The organism is Flavobacterium sp. (assembly GCF_046293665.1).
GTDB lineage: Bacteria > Bacteroidota > Bacteroidia > Flavobacteriales > Flavobacteriaceae > Flavobacterium.
On sequence record NZ_JBKBOL010000002.1, the window covers coordinates 142925 to 161127 of the forward strand.

Annotated in this window: 16 protein-coding genes; 8 read left to right on the forward strand and 8 right to left on the reverse strand. The window is 35.8% G+C overall.

Going from position 1 to position 18203, the window contains the following annotated elements:
* Window positions 1-233: 233 nt before the first annotated feature.
* A complete protein-coding gene (locus ACK4R1_RS05105; RefSeq protein ID WP_409684352.1) occupies window positions 234-686 on the reverse strand; it encodes a hypothetical protein in 453 nt (150 codons plus the stop codon).
* 252 nt (window positions 687-938) lie between these two features.
* Here ACK4R1_RS05105 and ACK4R1_RS05110 point away from each other — a divergent pair, with 252 nt between their 5' ends.
* Window positions 939-1688, forward strand: a complete 750-nt coding sequence (locus tag ACK4R1_RS05110; RefSeq protein ID WP_409684811.1) for a zinc-dependent peptidase — start codon at window positions 939-941, stop codon at window positions 1686-1688.
* Between the two features lie 66 nt (window positions 1689-1754).
* On the opposite strand, the gene rpe is transcribed toward ACK4R1_RS05110, so the two are convergent.
* From rpe to ACK4R1_RS05130, 4 genes are all read right to left on the reverse strand, one after another.
* Window positions 1755-2417 carry a ribulose-phosphate 3-epimerase gene (gene rpe, locus ACK4R1_RS05115; RefSeq protein ID WP_409684354.1) on the reverse strand — a complete coding sequence of 221 codons (663 nt, stop codon included), beginning with the start codon at window positions 2415-2417 and terminating at the stop codon, window positions 1755-1757.
* Window positions 2418-2756: 339 nt separating this feature from the next.
* Window positions 2757-3620: an RNA polymerase sigma factor RpoD/SigA gene (locus ACK4R1_RS05120; RefSeq protein WP_121311792.1), complete on the reverse strand. Its 864-nt coding sequence runs from the start codon at window positions 3618-3620 to the stop codon at window positions 2757-2759.
* Window positions 3621-3702: 82 nt separating this feature from the next.
* Complete coding sequence (locus ACK4R1_RS05125) at window positions 3703-7293, reverse strand: hypothetical protein (RefSeq protein ID WP_409684356.1); 3591 nt, start codon at window positions 7291-7293, stop codon at window positions 3703-3705.
* 23 nt (window positions 7294-7316) lie between these two features.
* A complete protein-coding gene (locus tag ACK4R1_RS05130; protein ID WP_409684358.1) occupies window positions 7317-8279 on the reverse strand; it encodes a hypothetical protein in 963 nt (320 codons plus the stop codon).
* 104 nt (window positions 8280-8383) lie between these two features.
* On the opposite strand from ACK4R1_RS05130, the gene ACK4R1_RS05135 reads away from it, so the two are divergent.
* Window positions 8384-9139, forward strand: coding sequence for a hypothetical protein (locus ACK4R1_RS05135; protein WP_409684360.1), 756 nt, complete (start codon window positions 8384-8386; stop codon window positions 9137-9139).
* Window positions 9140-9198: 59 nt separating this feature from the next.
* Here ACK4R1_RS05135 and ACK4R1_RS05140 read toward each other — a convergent pair whose 3' ends face one another.
* The 3 genes from ACK4R1_RS05140 to ACK4R1_RS05150 all read right to left on the reverse strand — a co-directional run bounded on the left by ACK4R1_RS05140 (window position 9199) and on the right by ACK4R1_RS05150 (window position 12325).
* Window positions 9199-11355: a polyribonucleotide nucleotidyltransferase gene (locus tag ACK4R1_RS05140; RefSeq protein WP_409684362.1), complete on the reverse strand. Its 2157-nt coding sequence runs from the start codon at window positions 11353-11355 to the stop codon at window positions 9199-9201.
* Between the two features lie 138 nt (window positions 11356-11493).
* Window positions 11494-11763 carry a 30S ribosomal protein S15 gene (gene rpsO, locus ACK4R1_RS05145; RefSeq protein WP_026724205.1) on the reverse strand — a complete coding sequence of 90 codons (270 nt, stop codon included), beginning with the start codon at window positions 11761-11763 and terminating at the stop codon, window positions 11494-11496.
* 100 nt (window positions 11764-11863) lie between these two features.
* The gene (locus ACK4R1_RS05150) at window positions 11864-12325 is read right to left on the reverse strand and encodes a GAF domain-containing protein (RefSeq protein WP_409684364.1); all 462 of its coding nucleotides are present in this window, start codon (window positions 12323-12325) and stop codon (window positions 11864-11866) included.
* 69 nt (window positions 12326-12394) lie between these two features.
* On the opposite strand from ACK4R1_RS05150, the gene xrtF reads away from it, so the two are divergent.
* The 6 genes from xrtF to ACK4R1_RS05180 all read left to right on the forward strand — a co-directional run bounded on the left by xrtF (window position 12395) and on the right by ACK4R1_RS05180 (window position 18186).
* A complete protein-coding gene (gene xrtF / locus ACK4R1_RS05155) occupies window positions 12395-12952 on the forward strand; it encodes an exosortase family protein XrtF (protein WP_409684366.1) in 558 nt (185 codons plus the stop codon).
* Window positions 12927-13373, forward strand: a complete 447-nt coding sequence (locus ACK4R1_RS05160; protein ID WP_409684368.1) for an exosortase F system-associated membrane protein — start codon at window positions 12927-12929, stop codon at window positions 13371-13373. The genes xrtF and ACK4R1_RS05160 overlap by 26 nt, the downstream gene beginning before the upstream one ends.
* A 58-nt stretch (window positions 13374-13431) precedes the next feature.
* Window positions 13432-14262, forward strand: a complete 831-nt coding sequence (locus ACK4R1_RS05165) for a restriction endonuclease (RefSeq protein ID WP_409684370.1) — start codon at window positions 13432-13434, stop codon at window positions 14260-14262.
* 2 nt (window positions 14263-14264) lie between these two features.
* On the forward strand, window positions 14265-15620 hold the full coding sequence (locus ACK4R1_RS05170) for an MBL fold metallo-hydrolase RNA specificity domain-containing protein (protein WP_409684372.1): 1356 nt from the start codon (window positions 14265-14267) through the stop codon (window positions 15618-15620).
* A gap of 51 nt (window positions 15621-15671) precedes the next feature.
* Window positions 15672-16091, forward strand: coding sequence for an HYC_CC_PP family protein (locus ACK4R1_RS05175; protein WP_409684374.1), 420 nt, complete (start codon window positions 15672-15674; stop codon window positions 16089-16091).
* Window positions 16092-16164: 73 nt separating this feature from the next.
* Complete coding sequence (locus ACK4R1_RS05180; RefSeq protein ID WP_409684376.1) at window positions 16165-18186, forward strand: TonB-dependent receptor plug domain-containing protein; 2022 nt, start codon at window positions 16165-16167, stop codon at window positions 18184-18186.
* Window positions 18187-18203: the final 17 nt, after the last annotated feature.

Genomic DNA, 18203 nt, shown 5'->3' on the forward strand with positions numbered 1-18203 from the left:
TATTTTCAAAGCGGAGCTTTGAGGGAACTTGCGCAGCAAAATCCCTTTCGTCCAAGCTCGCTTGAGCATTTTCTTGGTTCTTGTATTTTCAAAGCGGAGCTTTGAGGGAACTTGCGCAGCAAAATCCCTTTCGTCCAAGCTCGCTTGAGCATTTTCTTGGTTCTTGTATTTTCAAAGCGGAGCTTTGAGGGAACTTGCGCAGCATAAATCCTTATGTAATAGCTTACTTAAATTTATAGTTTATTGAACAATTTATCAATTTGCTTTTGGGTTAACCATACTGTTGTTCCGCTTTCTTCACCATTGTTATAACTAATCTTCATCTTCACACTGGCAATATTCATTGCTTTAGTGAACTGAAGGCTCACAGTTTCATTGGGTAATTCAATCTTTATGTCTTCTTTCGGTTGAGCTGTAAGCCCATCTTTGATGACAGTATAGAATCCTTCAAGAGCATCATCAATATCTTTAAAACTGAAGGTTTTGAATTCAGCTATTTGAGGCTTGTTGTTATTCTGGTATTTAAAGGTTACCAATTCACCGGTTTTCGTAATTTCTACGGTACTCAAAGTCGGCGTTCCAACCTTACCAACAAGAACAGGTTTTGCTTCTGCCTTGGCAACTTTTATTTGGGCATTGGTTGTCAGGGCAATGAATAAAAAAGATAATAATAGTATTTTCTTCATAGTGTTTTAAGTTTTGATAAAAGTAAAAAAAATATCTTATTCGTTGAAATAAGATGCTCTAGTACTTCACTTTGTTAAGCGACAATCATATCGTTCCAACATAATATCTAAGTATAGAGTTCGATAGAAATCCTTTCACAGTTATGATTAGGCTACATAGTTATTGGCCTTTTTTTATATCTTTAGCCAATGGAAATATTTTTAGCCTTATGTGCTCTCATTGTTCTGATAGGTGTTTTGGTCTACTTTATCATGTTTCTAGTAAGTGTTTTGGATGACCTATGGATTGCGATATTTAACAAGCCTCTTTATATTCATCTGTATTTCAATCCCAAAAGTATAACTACAGAAGAAGAGTTTTTTCTAAGGCAAAAATTTCCTTTTTACCAAAAATTGTCAGACAAGCACAAAGTTTATTTTCACCATCGATTAGCCACTTTTAAAGAAAAATACCAGTTCATTCCCAGAGAAGATTTTCAGATTGACCGAGAAATGCAAACTTTGGTTGCCGGAACTTATGTCATGCTAACTTTCGGAATGAGGCGCTATCTCATCAATACCTTTGATAAAATTATCATCTATCCTGAAACTTATTATTCTAAACATACAGACCAATATCATAAAGGGGAATTTAATCCAAGAATGAAAGCAGTAGTCTTTTCATGGAAAGATTTTACCGATGGATACGAAATCAAAAATGACAACTTGAACTTAGGTATTCACGAATTTTCACATGTAGTCCATCACCATAGTTTACGAAGCAACGACGGTAGTTCATTGGCATTTAGAAAGCATTATCAACGACTTCATAAAGAGGTAAATCATCCGCCAAATAGGCAAAGACTAATCGAATCCGATTATTTCCGTATTTATGCCTACACCAATCATTTCGAATTTATTTCAGTTATTATTGAACATTATTTTGAAACACCTAATGAATTTAAAGCTCAATTTCCGGAATTGTTCCAACATGTCAGTAGAATGTTAAATCACAAACATTAATATCTGATACAAACAATATTCAAGTTGCGTAGCCTTTTGTTAAAAGAGAAATTCTCTTTGATAAGATTATAGCGTGGTGATTTTCTTTAAATCAACGATAGTCTGTGCTGGGTTTTCTGCTTTGAAGACAAAATTTCCGGCTACTAAGACATCGGCACCGGCTTGGACTAGTCTTTTGGCATTTTTATCGGTTACACCGCCGTCAATTTCGATGATGGTTGAAGCACCTTTCCGAATGATTAATTCTTTTAGTTTTTCAATTTTAGAGTAAGTGTTTTCGATGAAAGATTGTCCGCCAAAACCCGGATTTACACTCATGAGGCAAACCATGTCGATGTCTTTGATGATATCTTCTAAAAGCGCCACATTCGTATGCGGATTTAAAGCAACTCCGGCTTTCATGCCTTCGGCTTTGATGGCTTGTAAAGTTCGGTGTAAATGCGTACAAGCTTCGTAATGTACGGTTAAAACGTTCGCGCCTAAAGAAGCAAAAGTTTTGATGTATCTATCAGGATCAACAATCATTAAGTGAACATCGATGGTTTTTTTGGCGTGTTTGGAAATCGCTTCTAAAACCGGCATTCCGAAAGAAATGTTGGGAACAAAAACACCATCCATAATGTCGATGTGAAACCAATCCGCTTCACTGGCATTGATCATTTCGATATCGCGTTGTAGATTGGCAAAATTGGCTGCAAGGACTGATGGTGCAATAAGGGTATTCTTCATTGTAAAAGGGTTTGTGTGTTGTTGGTACAAAATTAGTTTTTTAACCGCAAAGTTCGCAAGGTTTTTTCGCGAATCCCGAAATTTCGGGACGCAAAGAAAGTTTGGGTTGAATTTTAGCAAGGATTGCGTTAGGGATAGGAGTGGAAATCCTTTTTTAGGATTGCCCGAAGCTTGCGTAGGGAAATACAATCCTAAAAAAGATTGGAATGTATAGCCCGGCCGAAGGCAACGCCCAAATAAAAAAAGCCATTAAAAAATAAAACTCCGGTAATCAGCCGGAGTTTCAATCATCAATCAAAAAACGAACAGTTAATCAGACTGTTGTTGCGGTTATTGGGATTATCCCAAATATGTTTTTAAAATTTTACTTCTTGAAGTATGTTTTAATCTGCGAATCGCTTTTTCTTTAATTTGACGAACACGCTCACGGGTTAAATCGAAAGTTTCTCCGATTTCTTCTAAGGTCATCGGGTGTTGGTCGCCTAAACCAAAATACAAACGAACTACGTCGGCTTCTCTTGGCGTTAGGGTTTCTAAAGAACGCTCAATTTCGGTACGCAATGATTCGTGAATCAATTCGCGGTCCGGATTTGGGGATTCACCTGAACGTAAAACGTCGTAAAGGTTAGAATCTTCTCCTTCAACCAAAGGCGCATCCATGGATAAGTGACGACCAGAGTTTTTCATGGACTCTTTTACGTCATTTACGGTCATGTCTAATTCTTTGGCAATTTCCTCAGCAGAAGGTGCGCGTTCGTTAGATTGCTCTAATAAGGCGTACATTTTGTTGATTTTATTGATGGAACCAATTTTGTTCAAAGGCAAACGAACGATACGAGATTGTTCTGCTAAAGCCTGAAGAATCGATTGACGAATCCACCAAACGGCGTAAGAAATGAATTTAAAACCACGGGTTTCATCAAAACGTTGCGCTGCTTTAATCAGACCTAAGTTTCCTTCGTTAATCAAATCGGGAAGAGTTAAACCTTGATTTTGGTATTGTTTTGCTACAGAAACCACAAAACGCAAATTCGCTTTGGTTAATTTTTCCAAGGCTCTTTGATCTCCGGCTTTAATTTTCTGTGCTAATTCAACTTCTTCATCGGCAGTAATTAAATCTACTTTTCCAATTTCTTGTAGGTACTTGTCTAAGGAAGCAGTTTCACGATTGGTTACCTGCTTGGTGATTTTGAGTTGTCTCATTTAATGTATCTCCTTTACTTTAAAGTGTTCAGGTGGTTGTACGAGCAAAAAAACAAAAAAGTTACAAAACCATAATGTTTTTTTAATCAAACCGGTCTTTGTACTTCTTAAACAAGCTGTTCATTACTAATAAAACCACTCCGACACCTAATAAAACCAAGGCTCTTATCAAGAAATCGGTATTGGATAAATCAAAGAACATTAATCTTACAATACAGAGACCAACTAAGGATAAAGAAACATAACGGAAGTATTTTTCTTTAAGTATGATGCCTAAAATCAGTAAACCCAAGGCTTCCAAAATCCAGAAGAATGTCAATACACCTTTATCGAAGGAAAGATATAAGAAGCAACCGATACTCAAAGTCGCCGGATAAATCAACCAACTGTTTTTGAGATTGAAGTTTTCCATCCATTTGTAAGCCAAATAAATGTAAATACCTAAAAGAAAGAATATTAAAAGATAAACCGGCAAGAAATTCGGTTCGTAAAAATGGAAACTAATGATGCCCAAATGCAAATTGGCCAACAAATAATAAACCATACTGATGTTCTTTTGCGGACTGATTTTTCGGAAATACAAATAGAGATTTAAAATGGCTGTTGCTGCCCAAAAGACAGGCAACCATTTGTGCTCCAATTGCGAGAACATGATAATGGATAACCAAACATTCAATGCAATTTGGTAATTGGATTTAAAGGTTTCGATAGTTTCTTTTTTGCTTAAAAGAATAACAAAAACTATCCCTAAAGCGACACTTCCTAATTGTAATGCCCAATCGATTACTTCAAAACTATTGAGCTTGTCAACACTAAAGAATACTGAAGCGATAATTCCTAAAAAACCAATGAATGTGGAGAAATGGAGTTCTGTTTTGATTTTGTTAGAATTGATTAACCAGAAGTTTAGTAGCGCTAATCCCATAAATAACATCGGAAGATATTTGAATTCGACTTGGAGAAACAGTAAAACAATTATCCACAGATTTTGCAAGTAAGGCAAGACGTTTGAGAAAAGTTTGCTTTCTTCTTTTCCGGTTTTAGATAATAAATAGGAATAGCCAACTGAAATTAGAATGCTAGCGGCTTGCGTGATGTAAAGAATAGTTTTGTCAGCCGAATTAATATGGTCAATCGCTTGATAGATAGAGAAAACTATGCCTCCAATCATTAGTATAAACGAATAGTTACTATATCTTTTAAATTCGTTGAATTTCTGGAATAGCACAAAGGTAATTATAGCCAAAACCGATAAAAGCACTGAACTATATTCGATTTGCAAACAAGAAAAACCAAACAACAGCGCGTTAAAAATTAATAATTCTGAATTCAAAAGGTTAAAGCTATTCCAATTCGCAAACGATTCTGCCGATTTGTTTTTGATCCTTTTGGCAAATAAAACATAAACTTCGACAATGGAAATTCCCAAACAGGTTAAGCCGATTTCAGTATTGGTCAGTTTCCAAGAATGCCATAGTAATATAAAGCTTCCTAAAAAGGCTAAGAAATAATAGAAAAGATAGAGTAAAGTTTCATTTTCCGCCGTCAAATATTTCTTTTTGAAGTTAAACCATAAGAATTGGTGATTGAGTAAAGCAATGCCAAAAAAGCTGAAAATATGCAACATTGGATAATCTGACAAATATTTAAAAGACAACACAATCAAAGCGGCATTGGAACCCAAAATACATAAGAATGGAATGATAAAGACATTGTTGTAAAAGCGTTTCAGCGACCAATTGAATCCAATCACGGCGAACAATCCTAAAGCAAATGTCCAATCGGCAAAAGATTGCTCTTGTGAATTCAGTAAAAGTATTCCGGTGAACAAGTTCAATCCTAAAAAGAAGAGTCGACCAATGTCAAATGTTTTGGAATCGTAAGTTTTTTTCAACAAACACCAAAGCAATCCTAAGCCGATTACTGCATAATAAAAGGAATTGCCAAACGTATATTCCATTTTCATGATGATAAACATCGAAAAAACTATCGAAAGCAAGCCGTTTACACTCAAACTCTTTTCGCCAATAAAAAAATCGACCGTTGAATACTCTTTTTTAGTCGCCGAGACAATCGGAACAGCAAGTGAAATAATTGTCATTGCTGTCAAACTGGCCAAAGTACTTGTGATTTGGGTTTGTTCCAATGAATCGCTCAGCATTAAGGCTGCAAAAATGATTAATACAATCGCCATAAAATGATTTATCCCAAGGAATATTTTATACAATAAGGCTTCTTTTTGTTGGTAAACCACAAATAGACAGATAATCGTCATTAGATACAAAACACAAGCAATAATATCAACACCTACATGCCAATCATTGAGCATGATAATACTTAACGAGCAAAGAATAAAAGCCACCATTCCGTCTAAATTATAGAGCCAAAATATTTTCTTTTGCCTTGCTTTAATCGCCATAAAAAAGCAAATAATCGCTCCGGCAAATAGGATAAAAGTTTTGAAATGACTTCCGGTAGAGTGAAGAATTAAGCCGATGGCGAATAAAATCCAATTGGTCAAATGCGTAATAAAAGCCGCTTTATCAAAATGGGTGTTTTCATAAACACTTCGGTATTGCATAAACATACAACTCGCAGAAACCATTACAATGCCGAGAATAGCAAAAATATTTTGAGTGGCGGTTAAAGTTGTTCCTTCCGCATTGAACCAAATATCGAAAATGATAAAAGCAACAATCACTGTCAGCAAATGATATTCCCATTTTTCTTTATAAGATAAAATGATTCCGATAGTTGATGTGATGGCTGCGAGAATAAAAGTAACTAGTAATTTCTCGGGGATTACACATAAAATAAGTAAACTTAACACCACGTGAAGTGATAAAAAGGTTTGTTGTTTTATGATGTAACCCACATATAAATTGAGCGCAATTCCGAGACCGATTAACGAATATCCAAAAGTGTTATTGTGTATAAAAGTTAGCGGTTCGATCTGTGAAGCGCCAAAACAACCGAACAAAAACAAACTCGCGCCGGCACTTCTTAACCAAAGTCCGGTTTTGTTCCATTTTTCTTTTTTGGCCAAAAAGTAATACGAACCGATAAGCAATCCGGCGTACAACCACAAGATTAAAACCCTGAATATCGGTTGCACTTTTAGCGCTGTATAAATACTCAAATACCCGATTCCAAGTACCATAATGGCGGTTCCGAGAATTCCGGTCCAGTTGTCGGCAAACTGTTTTTCGGCCTTTTTTAGGAAAATGGAGAAGGCACTTTCTTCATACACTTTTTCTTCGTGAACTTTTTCTTCAATTACTTTTTCTGAATAGGATGTTGCTTCAGCAGTTTTTGCCTTTTCGAATTTTGGCAACGGATGACTTTCGTAATTGAGTATCGGTAATTCGAAGGTTTTTGGTTCTTCAACGATTGGTTTGACTTCTTCAATATGTGTTTCTATTGCGCTCGAAATCGGATCATCAGCTTTGATTTCAGGAATAATTTCAGTTATGGCTGCCGGTTTGATTTCTTCGATAGCAGTTTTTGAAACACCTTGTTTTTTGAGTTCGTCGATTTCTTTTTTCAGATTAGAAAGGTCTGTTGAATACCTGTCCAAAATAGACTTAAGAAATTTATGGTCGTTTCTCAAAGTGGATAAATTCATGAACAATACCACGACGCAAATGGCCAAAATGAAAAGAATAACTTCCATAATTTGATGGTTTTAGGTTGGTTTTAGAATAACAAATCGATTTGATTGTTTAATCGTTGTATATAGAAATCGACTTTTTGGTGTGCTTTATTAAAAAAGAGCTTTCTATCTCGCGTACCTGAAAGGTTGAGCGATTTTGAATTCTTCATTTGGTATTTAAAATATTCGGAAGCATTTTTGGTCGTGTCCAAATCATCAGTGATAAAATAACCCAGCAAAGTATAAGGAATAAAAAGTTTGCTTTTGACCTCGTTTTTGACCAAAACACTATTGTTTAAAATCAGCAAATCATTTTGGTACAAATGGTATTGAATGTCGTTTTGACTTGATTTTTCTTCGATATTGAACAGCATGTTTTTAACATCCTGATACAATTCTGTTGCATTGTCAATGCTCAGTAAACCCGATTCGTAGAAATACAATATTTGTTGGATAGTACTGTTTATTGTCGTTTCATTCCATATTTCATGAACTGTAGCTTTCGCAAAAACGTTTTGAATTAGCGATGAATGTTCTTGAAGTTGGCTCGAAATGATGAAGCTTTCAAAAGACGGAATATTTTCTTTTCCGATGAGTAAGTTAAGCCAAACATACAATTTGAATTTGGAAAGTAAGCTTCCGCCAATGGTGTAAAAAAGAGGAATGTCTTTAGCAGAATAAAAAATGGAAAGATTATCAGAATCAACAAACTCACTCAAATGCGCTGCGGAATCTTTGAAATACTGAACCAAATCGGCTTCTGAGTTGACTTCTTTGGTTTTTTCAACCACCATTTTCTTTTCGTTATGAAAAATGGTGTCCAGCGAAAGGTTATAATGTTGGCAAAGCAAAATGGTTTCATCAATCGAAAATTTACTCTTGCCCGAAACCCTTCTGTGTGCCGCATCATAACTAATATCTAAAGCAACCGCAACCGCATCGTTCAATGAACTCGATGGGGAAAGTTGTTTTCTAATCTCGTTAAGCAGTGTCTCTTGATTGTTCATGTTTTGCGATAATCACAAATATATAAATTATTTTAATTTATTTTCGTTAAATTAATTGTAAATATCACAATATTTTTGATTTGAATTTTAAAAATTAAATTATCATGAAAACAAGAATTTTATTGCTTTTGATTTTATCGACTAAAATCATTTATGCTCAAGACACGATTGTTTCCCAAAACAGTTTTTCCCAACGACAATTAACTCCTGTAAAACAACATTCCCAGTTTTTTGGTTTTACGCCCATGTCAAAAAAGATAAACAAAGTCAATTTTGCCTTCGGATTTGGACATGTGGAAAACCGTCGAATTGCCAATCAAACGATTAATGGATTGAATTTAGAAGTTAATCCTGCGCCAATTGTTGCAACTTTTGCAGCCTTTTTAACGTTAATGCATTTGCCAGATGTAATCAAAAATACAGATTTGTCATCTCGTGGTGACGGAGAAGGATTAAGAATAAAAAATTGGGAACATACGCCACATGTAAAAGTCAACGGTTTAAATCTGAGTACAGGTTGCTTTTTTACCACTGCGAGTATGAATGGTATGAATGTTTCACTAGCCAATAAATTTAATGATTTCAATGGCGTTTCAATTACTGTTCTTGGTACTATCATAGACAATCAAAATGGTATTTCCATAGGTATATACAATGCTAATAATACTTTAAATGGAGCAACAGTTGGACTTTTTAATCAATCCTACGAATTAAAAGGAGTTCATATAGGTTTAATAAATGCTGCCAAATACAATCGTGGTTTGCAGTTTGGTGTTTATAACCGTTCGTATTCTAAAGGATTTCAAATTGGGATTTGGAATAAAAATGCAAAGCGATCGTTTCCTTTTGTAAATTGGTAAAAAATAATAAACCCAACTCATTACGAGTTGGGTTTTGTTATGAATTAATATATTCTGAATTAACCTTGTGGAGCGTCTTTTTTCTCTTCTCTTGGAGGTCTTGGTAAAAGTGCTTTTTTCGACACTTTTTCTTTTCTGGTTTTTGGGTCAACACCTAAGTATTTTACCATAAACACATCGCCCATTTTTACAACATCGGCAACGTTTTCTGTTCTTTCCCAAGCCAATTCTGAAACGTGTAATAAAACTTCGTTTCCTGGAGCAGCGGTATATTCTACAACGGCACCAAAATCTAACATTTTAATTACTTTCACTTCATAAGATTCACCAACAGTTGGTTTGAAAATGATTGAATCAATTTTCGCCAATACTGCTGCAATTCCGTCCGGATCAGTTCCTAAGATTTCAACCACACCTTGTTCATCTACTTCATTAATAACGATAGTAGTTCCGGTAGCTTTTTGTAATTCTTGAATCACTTTTCCACCAGGTCCGATTAAAGCGCCAATGAAGTTACCAGGAATGGTTCTCATGATAATTTTCGGAGCGTGTTTCTTAACGTCAGCTCTAGGAGTTGCAATAGTTTCAACCAATTTCTCTAAAATGTGCATACGACCATCACGCGCTTGGTTTAAAGCTTGCTCCATAATGTCATAACGCAATCCGTCGATTTTGATGTCCATTTGACAAGCCGTGATTCCGTCTTTGGTTCCGGTTACTTTGAAGTCCATATCACCTAAGTGATCTTCATCTCCTAAGATATCCGAAAGCACCGCAAATTTCTGACCGTCGGTAATCAATCCCATAGCAATTCCGGAAACCGGTTTTACCATTTGAACTCCGGCATCCATCAAGGCCATAGTACCAGCACATACAGTAGCCATAGAAGAAGAACCGTTAGATTCTAAAACTTCTGATACAATACGGATAGTATAAGGACAATCGGCAGGAATCATATTTTTTAAAGCTCTTTGAGCTAAGTTTCCGTGACCAACTTCTCTACGGGAAGTTCCTCTTAAAGGTTTGGCTTCACCGGTTGAAAATGGAGGGAAATTGTAGTGTAAATAGAATTTTTCTTCACCTTGTTCTGATGGAGAATCGATTTGGTTAGCTTCTCTGGATGTTCCCAAAGTTACGGTAGCCAAAGCTTGTGTTTCTCCACGGGTAAATAAAGATGAACCGTGAACAGAAGGCAAATAATCGATTTCACACCAGATTGGTCTGATTTCTGTAGTTTTTCTTCCGTCAAGACGAATGCCTTTTTCAAGGATTACGTTACGAACGGCTTCTTTATTGGTTTTGTAGAAATATTTTCCAACCAAACCGGCTAAGTCGGCGTTTTCAGCGTATTCTTCTTCAGTAAATAAAGCTTTACACTCTTCTTTTACTGCAGCGAATTTTTCGCCTCTTTCGCTTTTTCCTGAAGCTTCTTGCGCAATAGCATAACATTTGTCATAAGCTGCTGCCTTTACTTTTTTGTAAACTTCTTCATCTTCTACTTCACCTTCGTAAGTACGGATTTCTTTTTTACCAAAAGCTTCTTGTAATCTTAACTGAGCGTGAATTTGAACTTTGATAGCTTCGTGAGCAAATTTAATGGCTTCTACCATTTCGGCTTCTGAAATCTCTTTCATTTCACCTTCTACCATCGCTACCGAATCCAATGAAGCACCAATCATCATGTCGATATCCGATAAATCTAATTGTGCTTTGCTTGGGTTGATGATGAATTTTCCGTCCACACGCGCTACACGTACTTCAGAAATTAAATTGTAGAAAGGAATGTCGGAAACTGCCAAAGCAGCTGAAGCGGCTAAACCGGCCAAAGCATCAGGCATCACGTTTTCGTCATGCGACATTAACTGAATCATTACCTGAGTTTCAGCGTGGTAATCATCCGGGAATAAAGGACGTAAAACACGGTCCACCAAACGCATGGTTAATACTTCGCTGTCACTCGGACGTGCTTCTCTTTTGAAAAAACCACCAGGAAAACGTCCTGCAGCGGCAAATTTTTCACGGTAATCTACCGTTAAAGGTAAAAAGTCAACATTTGGATTGGCTGTTCTCGCAGATACGGCTGTGGCTAAAAGCATACAGTCGCCTAATCTTACAACAACAGAACCATCTGCTTGTTTGGCTAATTTACCGGTTTCGATTGTGATGGTTCTTCCATCCCCTAAATCGATTGTTTCTTGGGTTACTTTTGGAATCATAAAAATTAATTCGTTTAAACAATTAGGTTAGTTGTGTTGTAGTTGTTGTAGTAGTTGTTTGTAACCCAATGAAAAACCGAAACTTTTCTTTTATTTATAAAACAAAAAGAGGCGCGCAAGCACCTCTTTAGATATGTATTATTTTCTAATACCTAATTCTTTGATAATCTCACGATATCTGTTGATATCTTTTTTCTTTAAATAGTCAAGAAGACTTCTTCTTTTACCTACTAAAAGTACTAACGAACGCTCAGTGTTGTAATCGTGACGATTTTTTTTCAAGTGCTCAGTTAAGTGAGAGATTCTGAATGTGAACAACGCGATTTGCCCTTCAGCAGATCCGGTGTTTTCAGCTTTTCCTCCGTGTTTAGCGAAGATTTCAGCTTTTGTTTCTTTAGTTAAATACATTCCAATATTATTTTAAATGATTATTATGTATGAAATGAGGTTTTCTCAATTCGTGTGCAAAGGTAAAAATAATTACGAATTACGAATTATAAATTATGAATTATTTTAAAAATAATTTCGCAACTTCCTCATTTACAAACTCTAAAAATCTTTCGTCTGCTTCAGTAAAAGGATCGATCACATGACTGTCGATGTCGATTTGACCAATATTAACTCCATTCACAAAAAGTGGCACAACAATTTCTGATTTTACCGTAAAGCTACAAGCGATATAATTGTCTTGAGCCGACACATCTGGAACCACAAAGTTTGCATTGGATTCAGCAACTTGCCCGCAAATGCCTTTGCCAAAAGGAATTACCGTATGATCAGTTTCGGCACCAACGTATGGTCCAAGGTGTATCGTTTTGTTTTCGTGGTTGGCAAAATAAAAACCAACCCAATTGTAATAAGAAACATTATCAGACAGGAATTGACAAAGGTTTTTTAGTTTCACGTCTCTTTCAGTATTTACTTCAGAAAGGATAGCAATTACTTGTGGTTTTAAGTTTTCGAAAGTCATTTTCAATTTTTATGCAAAAGTAACGACTGCGCTTTTTTTATTTTATATAAATTTGTTAAAAATTCGATTTTGAAGAATCTGCTACAGCAATACAAACCGTTTTTACTTTTTCTGGGGAAATTTTTGCTGACTTACGTCCTGCTGACAGTGATTTATCAGTCGTATTTGAATCGGTTTGATGCCAATAAAAATGAAGTCGATTCGTTTTCACAACTAGTAGCCAATCAAACAATATCAGTTCTGACTTTATTTGATGCAGAAGCTTACAATCAACAACATCTCACAGAACCTAGTATAAAAATAATCTACAAAGGCCAATACATTTCCCGAATTATTGAAGGTTGCAACGCTTTGAGTGTTATCATTCTGTTTATTTCATTTATAATTGCTTTTACTGGAAAGTTCAAAAGGACAATTGTTTTTATTCTTTTCGGAAGTATTTTAATTCACATTTTAAACATCGCCAGAATCGCTTTGCTGTGTATGGCTTTATATAGTTTCCCGGAATATGAACACATTTTACACGGTGTTGTATTTCCGTTGGTTATTTATGGAATCGTGTTTTTATTATGGGTCATTTGGGTCAATAAATTTTCATTACATGCAACAACTACTGCAAAAAAATAAATCAAAGGTGTTTTGGTCTTTGTTTCTGATTGGATTGTTAATCTGCATCCGACTTTTTGAAGACAATCTGTTTTACGACCCGTTTTTGGCTTATTTCAAAAGCGAATATGCACACACGAAATTGCCTCAATTTAATGTTTTCAAGCTGTTTTTTAGTTTGGGAATTCGATTTTATCTCAATTCGGTTATCTCGTTGTTTTTACTTTATGTCATTTTCAAAGACACCAAAATTGTTAAATTCTCGATGTTACTTTACATGATATTAGGGTCAATTTTAATGATAAGTTTCATTTTTGTACTGACTTTCTTTGGAGAAGAAAATAAAATGACACTTTTCTATATCAGAAGATTTTTAATCCAGCCTATTTTTATCATGCTATTTATTCCGGCTTTTTATTACCAAAAGCAAGTCAGAAAGTAAGCGATTTTTCGTAACTTTACTATACATTCAGTAAAACTGAAATTTAATTTCGATTGTCATGAAAATAGTAAAGCATTCGGGAAATATTGTTGATTTCAATAGGGACAAACTCAAAAGTTCTTTGCTAAAATCAGGCGCTAACAAACATGTTGTAGAAGATATTCTGCAAGAAATTGATAAACAAATCTACGAAGGTATTTCTACTAAGAAAATCTACAAACTAGCCTTTGGTTTACTTAAAAAAGTTTCCAATGCAAACGCCGCACGCTATAATCTCAAAACAGCCATTCAAATGCTTGGTCCGGCGGGTTTTTTCTTTGAAAAATACATTGCGCGTTTATTTGTCTCGGAAGGTTACGCAGCACAAACCAACCTTCTTTTATCCGGGAAATGTGTCGGGCACGAAGTAGACGTTGTTATTAAGAAAAACGATTATGTAGAAATGGTCGAATGTAAATTCCATCCCAAAAGCGAAACCAATTCAGATGTGAAAGTACCCATGTACATACTTTCCCGTTTCAATGATTTAAAAGACAGAAACCACATTGTTTTTACCCGAAAAGATACAATTTCCGGCTGTTGGATTGTAACCAATAACCGATTTACGGGAGATGCGATGGCTTTCGCTCATTGTTCCGGATTACAATTGCTGAGTTGGGATTATCCGGAAAAGGCGAGTTTGAGAAAAAGAATTGATGAAGGACAATTGTATCCAGTAACTTGTTTGACTACTTTGACTTTGGCGGAAAAAGATAAATTACTAGTGCAAGAGATTATTTTGGCCAAAGAAATCATAAACAATACAAGGTCGTTAGAAGAAATTGGTGTAAGTCCAATTCGGATTAAAAATGTGATTAAAGAAGCTTCTGAGCTTTGTAAATATATTTAAAAATGAAAATCAAATTCTTAGGCGGCGCCGGAACAGTAACGGGTTCTAAAACGTTAATAGAGAGTAATGGAATCCGAATTCTGATTGATTGCGGCTTATTTCAAGGGATTAAACCTTTACGCGAACTCAATTGGAATCCATTGCCGATTTTACCTAATTCCATCGATTTTGTACTGTTGACTCATGGTCATTTAGACCATTGCGGTTGGTTGCCTAGATTGGTCAATCAAGGATTTAAAGGCAAAATTTATTGCACCAGTCCAACCAAAGACATCACCAAACTGATTTTGTTAGACAGCGCCAAAATCCAAGAAGAAGAAGCAGAGCGTGCCAACAAAGAGCATTATTCCAAACATCAGAAAGCTGAACCTTTATATGATTTGACCCAAACTGAAAAAGTATTTCCGCTTTTCAGAATTGTAAAACCAAATGAAGATATTGATTTAGATGCTGAAATTTATGCCAAGTTTACCAATGCCGGACATATCATTGGCGCTTGTTCCATCGAATTGACATTAGAAAACAAAACCTTAGTTTTTTCAGGCGATATCGGTCGTGATGATGATGTTTTAATGTATGCGCCAACAAAACCTCAAAAAGCGGATTATGTTTTTTTAGAAAGTACTTATGGTAATCGAATTCATCCCGAAGAAGATGTCAAATTACTTTTGGAAACCTATATCAATAATACGGTTAATGCAAAAGGAACGATTATCATTCCAAGTTTTGCAGTGGAACGAGCGCAGACTTTAATGTTTCTGCTTTGGCAATTAAAAAAAGAAGGTCGTATTCCCGATATTCCTTATGTGATTGATACACCAATGGGAATCAGTGTTTTAGAGGTCTTTATGGAAAATCGAAAATGGCACAAATTATCGGAACAAGAATGCATAGACATGTGTAAAATGTTTACCATGAATTCAGAATACCAAGAAACGATTGCCACTATTTTTGATAAACAACCCAAAGTGATTATCGCCGCCAGCGGAATGATAACGGGCGGAAGAGTATTGAGTTATTTGGAACGTTATATTGGTTTGCCTGAAACTACTGTGATTATTGTTGGTTATCAAGCCGAAGGAACCAGAGGAAGAAAACTACTCGAAGGCGCTACCGATATCAAAATTTATGGTAAATATTATCCGGTTTTAGCCAAGATTTTAGAAATCGAAGGCTTGTCAGCACATGGCGACCAGAATGATTTGCTAAATTGGCTTTCCGACTTAAAAACAAAACCCAAGAAAGTGTTTTTAGTCCATGGGGAAAGCGAACCGGCAGATGAATTGCGCATCAAAATTCAAGAGAGATATGCGATTGATTGCTCAGTTCCTTTGATGGGGCAAGAGTTAGAATTGTAAGTTTAAGAGCATTTTAAGTTTTCGAAAACTTAATATTGTTAACTTTGTCACATGAATTTGAAAAAGCACATTAGTCTTTTAACCGCTTTACTGATATTGGTTTCCAATTCGGGCTTGGCGTTTAGTGTGCATTATTGTGAAGGAAAAATTGCTTCTATTTCTTCTGTTTTTTCAGATGAAGAAGTTTGTCAAATGCCGCTTGTGGTTGAAAAAACCTGTTGTGCTAAAGTTGAAACTACACACAAAGATTGTTGTTCTGATAAGAAAGTTGACTTAAAAAATAAAACCGAGAAAATCATTATCAAAACGATTTCACTCGATTTTGAACCGGCTTTTTTCACTGAATACAAAAACCACATTTTTGCGGTAGCGGACGCGCCCAAATTTGTGGATGAAAAAGTAGCATTTTACTGTGAATCCAATGCGCCGCCACTTTACCAACTCTATTGTCAATATACTTTTTACGCCTGATTTAATTTTAATTCTGATTGGATTTTCTGATATAGAGAATCGTTTGAAACAGCATTAATTTTAAATCAACAAAATGAAAAATATACCGCTATTCCTAGCGTTGTTATTTTCTACTTTAGGATTTTCACAGGAATCTTTGAAACAAGACACTTTGAAAACCGTAACTGTAGAAGGTAGTCGAAAAGGAATAAAAAAATCAATTAAAGGCGCCGCCAATACTACTCTAGTCACGAGCAAAGAGCTACTCAAAGCCGCTTGTTGTAATTTGGCCGAAAGCTTCGAAACCAATCCATCCATCGATGTGAATTTTTCAGATGCTTTGACCGGAACCAAACAAATCAAAATGCTTGGACTAACCAGTCCGTATATCATGATTACCGAGGAAAATATTCCTTCGGTTCGTGGTGCTTCTCAAGCTTACGGCTTATCCTTTACACCAGGAACTTGGGTAGAAAGCATCCAAATCACCAAAGGCGCCGGAAGTGTTGTCAACGGTTTCGAAAGTATTTCGGGTCAAATTAATACCGAATTAATCAAACCTTTGGGTGACATTCCTTTCTTTTTAAACGCTTATGGCGATACGGGAAGTCGTTTCGAAATCAATACCCATTTCAATAAGAAAGTGTCCGATAAATGGTCGACGAGTTTGTTCGTTCACGGCAATGCTCGAGTTTCTAAAAACGATATGAATGACGATGGGTTCATGGATAATCCATTAGGAAAGCAATTGAACATAGCTAATCGTTGGCAATATTATAATCCTGAATCGGGTTGGGTTTCGTTTTTGAATGTTCGTTATATGAATGATCAAAAGCAAACCGGAGAATTAGATTTTGATCCGGATAGAGACAGATTGACGACCAATTTTTGGGGTTCTGAAATCAATACTGAGCGTTTGGATTTTTCTTCTAAAATAGGCTATGTTTTCAAAGACATGCCTTATCAAAGTGTAGGTTTTCAGAATGCTTTTACATCGCACAATCAAGCATCGTATTTTGGTTTGAACCAATATGATATCAAACAGCAAAGCTATTATTCGAATCTAATCTTCAACTCGATTATAAGTAACACGATGCACAAGTTTGCTACGGGATTGAATTTTTCGTATGATAAATATTCCGAGTTTGTAAACTTAGCAGATGTGAGTCGAATAGACAATTCTGTTGGTGCGTTCTTCGAATACACTTTTGATGACAACGACAAGTTCAGTTATATTTTAGGCGGGCGACTGGATTATCACAATAGGTTAGGAGCCTTTTTCACGCCAAGATTACATGCAAAATACAATCCTTGGGACAAATCGGTATTCCGTTTTTCTGCCGGAAGAGGCAAACGGGCGGCGAATATTTTTGCGGAAAACCAAAACCTTTTTGCCAGTTCAAGAACGTTTTCAGTTTTGGATACCAATGGAAAAATCTATGGTTTAGATCCCGAAATTGCTTGGAATTACGGATTGAGTTTTACCCAAAATTTCATGCTTTTTGGTTTAAAAGCCGATGCAACTATTGACTTCTACCGAACTGATTTCCAGAACCAAGCAGTCGTGGATGTGATGAATTCTCCGCAAGAAGTTTTGTTTTATAATTTAGAGGGAAAATCATACGCCAATAGTTTACAATTGGATTTCAATTTAGAAATCATCAAACACTTAAATTTGAGAACTGCATACAAATACTATGATATTTCAACCGATTATATCTCCGGAAGTTACCAAAGACCTTTACAAGCGAAGCATCGTTTTTTTGGCAACATAGAATATGAAACCCACATCAAAGAAAAAGGACAACAATGGAAATTTGATTTCACTTGGAATTGGTTAGGCAAACAACAATTACCCAATACGTCAACCAATCCGCATCATGATAGATTGCCTAATTTCTCGCCTTCGTTCTCTACAATGAATGCACAAATCACTAGGACTTTTTCGAGTACTTTTGAAGTGTATGTTGGTGGTGAAAACATTGGAAATTATACCCAACACAAGGCGGTTTTAGGTGCTGAAAATCCTTTTGGACCAACATTTGATACGTCAATTGTTTATGCGCCGGTTTTCGGTCAGATGTATTATGCCGGATTACGATTCAAAATAAAATAACAATTTAAAAATATAGA

What these genes read in the sequence shown, in the direction of transcription:
- ACK4R1_RS05105 (WP_409684352.1), bottom strand. Translation starts at nt 686, where the DNA reads ATGAAGAAAATACTATTATTATCTTTTTTATTCATTGCCCTGACAACC.
- ACK4R1_RS05110 (WP_409684811.1), top strand. Translation starts at nt 939, where the DNA reads ATGTTTCTAGTAAGTGTTTTGGATGACCTATGGATTGCGATATTTAAC.
- rpe (WP_409684354.1), bottom strand. Translation starts at nt 2,417, where the DNA reads ATGAAGAATACCCTTATTGCACCATCAGTCCTTGCAGCCAATTTTGCC.
- ACK4R1_RS05120 (WP_121311792.1), bottom strand. Translation starts at nt 3,620, where the DNA reads ATGAGACAACTCAAAATCACCAAGCAGGTAACCAATCGTGAAACTGCT.
- ACK4R1_RS05125 (WP_409684356.1), bottom strand. Translation starts at nt 7,293, where the DNA reads ATGGAAGTTATTCTTTTCATTTTGGCCATTTGCGTCGTGGTATTGTTC.
- ACK4R1_RS05130 (WP_409684358.1), bottom strand. Translation starts at nt 8,279, where the DNA reads ATGAACAATCAAGAGACACTGCTTAACGAGATTAGAAAACAACTTTCC.
- ACK4R1_RS05135 (WP_409684360.1), top strand. Translation starts at nt 8,384, where the DNA reads ATGAAAACAAGAATTTTATTGCTTTTGATTTTATCGACTAAAATCATT.
- ACK4R1_RS05140 (WP_409684362.1), bottom strand. Translation starts at nt 11,355, where the DNA reads ATGATTCCAAAAGTAACCCAAGAAACAATCGATTTAGGGGATGGAAGA.
- rpsO (WP_026724205.1), bottom strand. Translation starts at nt 11,763, where the DNA reads ATGTATTTAACTAAAGAAACAAAAGCTGAAATCTTCGCTAAACACGGA.
- ACK4R1_RS05150 (WP_409684364.1), bottom strand. Translation starts at nt 12,325, where the DNA reads ATGACTTTCGAAAACTTAAAACCACAAGTAATTGCTATCCTTTCTGAA.
- ACK4R1_RS05160 (WP_409684368.1), top strand. Translation starts at nt 12,927, where the DNA reads ATGCAACAACTACTGCAAAAAAATAAATCAAAGGTGTTTTGGTCTTTG.
- ACK4R1_RS05165 (WP_409684370.1), top strand. Translation starts at nt 13,432, where the DNA reads ATGAAAATAGTAAAGCATTCGGGAAATATTGTTGATTTCAATAGGGAC.
- ACK4R1_RS05170 (WP_409684372.1), top strand. Translation starts at nt 14,265, where the DNA reads ATGAAAATCAAATTCTTAGGCGGCGCCGGAACAGTAACGGGTTCTAAA.
- ACK4R1_RS05175 (WP_409684374.1), top strand. Translation starts at nt 15,672, where the DNA reads ATGAATTTGAAAAAGCACATTAGTCTTTTAACCGCTTTACTGATATTG.
- ACK4R1_RS05180 (WP_409684376.1), top strand. Translation starts at nt 16,165, where the DNA reads ATGAAAAATATACCGCTATTCCTAGCGTTGTTATTTTCTACTTTAGGA.